Raw genomic sequence first — 6,000 nt, forward strand, 5'->3', positions numbered from 1 at the left:
CCGTATTTCCATATCTGCATATCTATACAGAAAGGATCCCCATGGACAACCTCACCTACGAAAAACGTCTGATCTCCAAAGCCGCCAGCTCCCACACCCCGATCAACGGCAGTCTCGAACTTCTTCCCTTATGTAATATGAACTGCGACATGTGCTACGTCCGTCTCTCACGCTCTGAAATGGAACGTCAGGGGCGTCTTCGGTCTGCCGAGGAATGGATTTCGCTTGCACGCCAGATGCAGAAAGCCGGTACGCTTTTCCTTCTTCTGACCGGCGGCGAGCCGCTCCTCTTCCCAGATTTTAAAACGCTGTATCTGGAGCTTCGCAGCATGGGTATGATTCTGACGCTCAACACGAACGGGACTCTGATTGATGAAACCTGGGCGGACTTTTTTGCACAATATCCGCCGCGGCGCATCAATATCACGCTGTATGGAACTTCGAAGGAAACCTACCGCGATCTCTGTCATTACGAAGACGGGTTTGAAAAGGCGCTGCGCAGGATTCGTCTTCTGCGGGAACGGAATGTTGATGTGAAAATCAATGGCAGTCTCGTGCGAAACAACAGCACGGATGTGGACTCCCTAGTGGCACTCGCCCGCTCTCTCGACGCTCCGATCAACATCGACACCTACATGTATCCTGCCCGGCGCGAGCGATCCGCTGCGTTTTGTGAACAGTCCCGGCTTCTGCCAGAGGATGCTGCACGGGGAAAAATTCAGTTTGAAAAAGCCTCCCTCGAACCTGAAGTCTACCTTCAGCTTGCCCAGAACACCGTAACCCGCGCCGCCGAAACGCCGGATACTCCCGAACCCGATTTCCAGCGCATGCGCTGTCAGGCGGGCCGCACTTCCTTTACGATCAACTGGCAGGGAAAGATGCGCCCATGCGTCATGCTCTCGCAGCCGGAAATCAACGTTTTTGAAACAGGATTTGACAATGCCTGGAAGCAGCTTCAGTGCGAAATCGAAGCCATTACCTTAAATCCCCGCTGCTCCTCCTGCTCCCTCCGCCGCATCTGCCAGACCTGCGCCGCCTGCGCAAAACTGGAAACCGGCGCTTACGACAGCATCCCTGACTACATGTGCCGCTATACAAAAGAACTCCTGCATCTCTATTCTGCGGATCTCGCTGCCTCACGCGCCTGAGCCATGAGAAAAACATTTTGTAAATTTCTCAGGTTACTGCTGCGGTTATCAGGGGCTCCTATGTACAGGAAAAAGTCCTGCCAGACTGAATCCTTCTCCGTCTGACAGGACTTTCTTCCATTTTTTTTACGTCCGTTTTATGCCTGCACGTGCAGCATCTCATCCAGCACAACCGTCTCGCCTTTTTCCAGTTTTACCGTGCTGCGCATCTCGCCATACACAACTTCCCCTTCATACGCCTGCTCCGCCGTAACCGCACACCGCGTCAGTTTTCCATCTTCCCACGCAAGTGCAATTGACGCATTTCCAACCAGCCGCAGGCCTTTCACTTCTCCATGATCCCACGCCTTCGGCAGCGCCGGAAGGAGAATGATTTTGTGTTCTCTGCTCTGCACCAGCATCTGTGCGATGGCTGCGGTCACGCCGAAGTTTCCATCGATCTGGAACGGCGGGTGGCGGTCAAACAGGTTGGCGTAAGTGGATTTTGCCAGCATCTGGCAGATATTCTCCCACGCTTTCTCGCCATCCCACAGTTTCGCATAAAAGTTGATAATCCATGCCCGGCTCCAGCCCGTGTGGCCGCCGCCGTTGGCAAGGCGCACACGCAGTGTCTCTGCAGCGGCCGCAGCAAGCTCCGGTGTTCCATCCATCGTAATCTGATCGGACGGATACAGGCCATACAGCTGTGACACATGGCGGTGTCCCGGCTCTGCTTCTTTGTACTCTTCCATCCACTCCATCACTCTTCCCGTGGAATCAATGCGGATCGGCGGCAGTTTTTCGAGTGCCGCGTTGATCTCGTTCTGTAATTTCCGCACATCCGAAACATCTGGAATTTCTACATCATCCACAGCGTCCCCGAGAAGTTCCGCTGCCTTTTTGCAGCCGGTAAACAGCTCGCGCAGAATCTCCATATCCATCGTCACGCCCATACAGCAGCAGCCCTGCTCGCCGCTCGGCAGAATGTAAACATTTTCCGGGGACAGCGACGGATTCGTCACAAGATAGCCGTCCTTTTCCTCCAGGAAATCCACGAAAAACAGCGCCGCTTCCGCCATCACCGGGTAAGCCTGTTTCAAAAATTCCAGATCCTGCGTATAAGAATAATGCATCCACAGATGTGTGCAGAGCCATGCTGCTCCCATGACCCAGATCGTCGCCGGAATCCAGTTGTCCTGCGGTGCGCAGTCTCCATAAATGTCCGTGTTGTGGTGTGCCATAAAGCCTCGGCAGCCGTACATCCGCCGTGCGATGCTCCGGCCATGTTCCCGCATCCGTTCAATCAGGTCGAAGAGTGCCGTGTGACACTCCGGCAGCGCGCAGACCTCTGCCGGCCAGTAGTTCATTTCTGTATTGATGTTGATCGTATATTTGCTGTCCCACGGCGCCATGAAATCCTTGTTCCAGATCCCCTGCAGCGTCGCCGGAAGATCGCCCGGGCGGCTGCACTCGATCAGCAGATACCGTCCGTAGTCAAACAGCAGCTTTGCAAGTCCCTCATCTGTGCCGCCGTGAATGATCTTCTGCAGGCGCTCATCCGTCGGAAGTGCGGCATTTTCCTCTTTTTCCGGCAGGGATAATGCCACACGGCCGTAAAAACTGCGGTAGTCTTTTTTATGCTCCTCCAGCAGTTCTTCATACTCCCGCGCCATCGCACGCTCCAGCTTTTCGGTAATCTTCTCTGCCAGCACATCCTGCACGCGCGGCTCCCATGCAGCGACGTCTTCCTTCGCATAACGGAACGTACTGTCCGCACCGAAGTACAGCACGGCCTCATCCGCCTCTTCGATCACCAGGGTATGACCCATCGTGTACACACGGCCGCCCTTTGCCTTTGCCGACAGGCACATGGCAAATTCCAGGGCATTTTTTCCGAGGTTTCCGCTCAGATAAATCGTGTGATCGTTGACTTTTCCTGTGCGGTCAAAGTATTTCGCACGGTTCAGCATCACCTCAACCGACACTTTTCCCTTCGGTGCACGAAGGTGCAGCACCATACAGTCCGCCGGTCTGGAAATGAAGCAGGTTCGTTCAAATGCTTCTTTTTTTGCATTCTCATACTGCACACGGCAGACCGCGCGGTCCAGATCGAGTTTGCGGCGGTACGCGGTGCATTCCTCCTGTGCTGGATCGTTTAAATATTTCATCTCGATATCGCCAAGCGTCTGATAGCCTCTCTGTCCATCCGGTCCCGAGATGAATGCCAGACGGATCAGATGCTCCGCCTCCGAAATCCGTCCCTGCCGGACCAGTTCGCGCAGTTTCGGCAGATTTTCCCGCGCATCCGGATTCAGGCGGTCTTCCCATCCGCCGTACCAGATCGTCTCCTCATTGACCTGGATCCGCTCCTCGCACAGATTTCCAGCGATCATCGCACCGAGCCGTCCATTACCGAGCGGCAGTGCTTCCTCCCACTCTGCGGCTGGTTTTGTATACCATAATGTACTCATATCCTGTCTCTCCATTCTGTCACCAAAAGAGGGAGGCAGACGATTCCACTTCCCTCTTCGTTTTCCAATTTCTATCTAATACTTAATACTCGACGTTCTCTTCGTTTCCTTCTTTTCTGACCGTCAGAATCTCTGTCTCACGTCCTGTCAGCGCGCGGCTTCTTTCGCCCGGCTGCTGTCCGCCGATGGAGATTTCATACTCGCCCGGCCGTACGACACATCCGCCATCCTCTGTGATAACAGCGAAATCTCTTGCATGCAGTGTCACGGAAACCTCTTTTTCCTCTCCTGCCTGCAGCTCCACGCATGCGATGCCCTTTAACTGATATCCTAGCTCACCCGGCTGTGCGTTTTTGTATTTCACATAAACCTCTACGCTCTCATGCAGCGGATATGCACTCTCATTTTTCACCTTCGTGCACACGGTCACATCGTCGAGCACCGCGCTCGTCTCCTGCTCCGTTTTCGCGCCGCTGTAGGAAATCGTTCCATACGTCAGTCCGTATCCAAATGGATACAGAATGTTTTTGTCGGTATAGCGGTAAGTTCGTCCTGCCATGCTGTAATCGGTGAACTCCGGCAGATTTTCTGTTCCCTGATAGAACGTCACCGGCAGTTTTCCGTTCGGTGCATAATCGCCGAACAGCGCCTCTGCCACGGCTTTTCCGCCGCGCGCACCCGGATACCAGCTGTCAAGAATGGCCGGTACATGCTCCTCGGCCCAGGACAGGTCGATGGCACTTCCTGCAGAGAGAACGAGCACAACCGGTTTTCCGACTGCGGTGATCGTCTCCAGCAGCTCCTCCTGTAAGCCCGGCAGATTGAGGCCCAGCTTATCGCCGCTCGCGTACTCATTTCCGGCATCACCTTCCTCACCCTCAACAGTTGCATCAAGTCCAAGGCACAGAACGACAACGTCTGCATGCTCAGCGGCAATGACAGCCTCTTTGAAACGGTCTTTGTCCTCGCCGAGTCCTTCTACTTTATTTTTATACAGATGACAGCCCTCTGCGTATGTCACTCTCACATCATCACCGACATACTGCTGAATGCCCTCCAGCGGTGTGATATAGCGGGACGATGTTCCCTGATAGTTTCCAACCAGTGCTGCTCTCGAGTTTGCGTTTGGTCCGATCACGGCGATACTGCGGATTTTCTTCACATCGAGCGGCAGCATGTTGTTCTCATTTTTCAGCAGAACCATGCTTCTTCTCGCTGCCTCAACGGACAGGTCGACATGCTCTTTACACTCGACCAGATCGTAGGACAGATCCTCGTACGGTGACGGATAATCTTTCATCATACCGAGGCGGATGCGGATTTCCATCAGGCGCTCAACTGCCGCGGTGATTGCCTCTTCGGATACCAGGCCCTCCTCGTATGCTTTCGGCAGATGCAGAAATGCAACGCCGCAGTTCAGGTCACAGCCGTTATTGACGGCGCGTGCGGCGGACTCTTCCACATTTTTTGTTACTCTGTGATGCTCATGGAAATCCATGATTGCCCAGCAGTCGGAGACAACATGGCCTTCAAAGCCGAACTCATCGCGCAGAATGTCCTTTAACAATGTTTTGCTTCCGCATGCCGGTTCGCCGTTGACACGGTTGTACGCACCCATGACTGCCTCAACTTTTGCATCCTTGACGCAGCGTTTGAAGGCATACAGATAGGTGTCATACAGATCATGTTTGCTGACTCTCGCGTCAAACTCGTGGCGGATCGCCTCCGGGCCGCTGTGGACGGCGAAATGTTTGGCACACGCCGCTGCCTTCGGGTGATCCGGGTCCGGTCCCTGTAATCCGCGGATGTAGGCGCATCCAAGTTCTCCTGTCAGATACGGATCCTCGCCGTATGTCTCATGGCCGCGGCCCCATCTCGGATCACGGAAGATGTTGACATTCGGTGCCCAGAAGGTCAGACCTTTATAAATGCCGCGGTCGCCTTTTCTCGAAAACTCGTTGAATTTTGCACGTCCCTCGGTGGAAACAACGTCACCGATCTCCTGCAGCAGTTCTTTATCAAACGTTGCGGCAAGGCCGATAGCCTGCGGAAATACCGTTGCCACACCAGCTCTTGCCACACCGTGCAGCGCTTCATTCCACCAGTTGTATGCCGGAATGCCGAGGCGCTCGATCGCCGGTGACTGATACACCATCTGGCTCATTTTTTCTTCCAGTGTCATCTGGGAAACCAGCTGTTTTGCATACTCTCTCGTCTCTTTACTCATAGGTAAAATCCTCCCGAAATTTGTTGCCTCTATTGTTGTATATTCCGACCGCACAGAACCATCTGCACGGTGATTCAGAACCACTCTATCGCTTGAATAGAGCCACCTTCACGGAAGGTGAGCCATTCATATAAATTTATCCTATAATGAGATTGGCACACACAAGTGTGACTAA

General features: G+C 53.8%; 3 protein-coding genes. 1 reads left to right on the plus strand and 2 read right to left on the minus strand.

The genetic code is table 11. From position 1 onward, the window contains the following. Window positions 1-41 precede the first annotated feature (41 nt). Window positions 42-1,148: a radical SAM protein gene (locus ACY2VT_RS00790; protein ID WP_461878548.1), complete on the plus strand. Its 1,107-nt coding sequence runs from the start codon at window positions 42-44 to the stop codon at window positions 1,146-1,148. A gap of 137 nt (window positions 1,149-1,285) precedes the next feature. On the opposite strand, the gene ACY2VT_RS00795 is transcribed toward ACY2VT_RS00790, so the two are convergent. Continuing rightward, window positions 1,286-3,598, minus strand: coding sequence for a glycoside hydrolase family 95 protein (locus tag ACY2VT_RS00795; RefSeq protein WP_461878549.1), 2,313 nt, complete (start codon window positions 3,596-3,598; stop codon window positions 1,286-1,288). A gap of 82 nt (window positions 3,599-3,680) precedes the next feature. After that, on the minus strand, window positions 3,681-5,834 hold the full coding sequence (locus tag ACY2VT_RS00800; RefSeq protein ID WP_461878553.1) for a glycoside hydrolase family 3 C-terminal domain-containing protein: 2,154 nt from the start codon (window positions 5,832-5,834) through the stop codon (window positions 3,681-3,683). Between the last annotated feature and the right edge of the window lie 166 nt (window positions 5,835-6,000).

The organism is Fusicatenibacter sp. (assembly GCF_050872605.1).
Lineage (GTDB): Bacteria > Bacillota > Clostridia > Lachnospirales > Lachnospiraceae > Fusicatenibacter.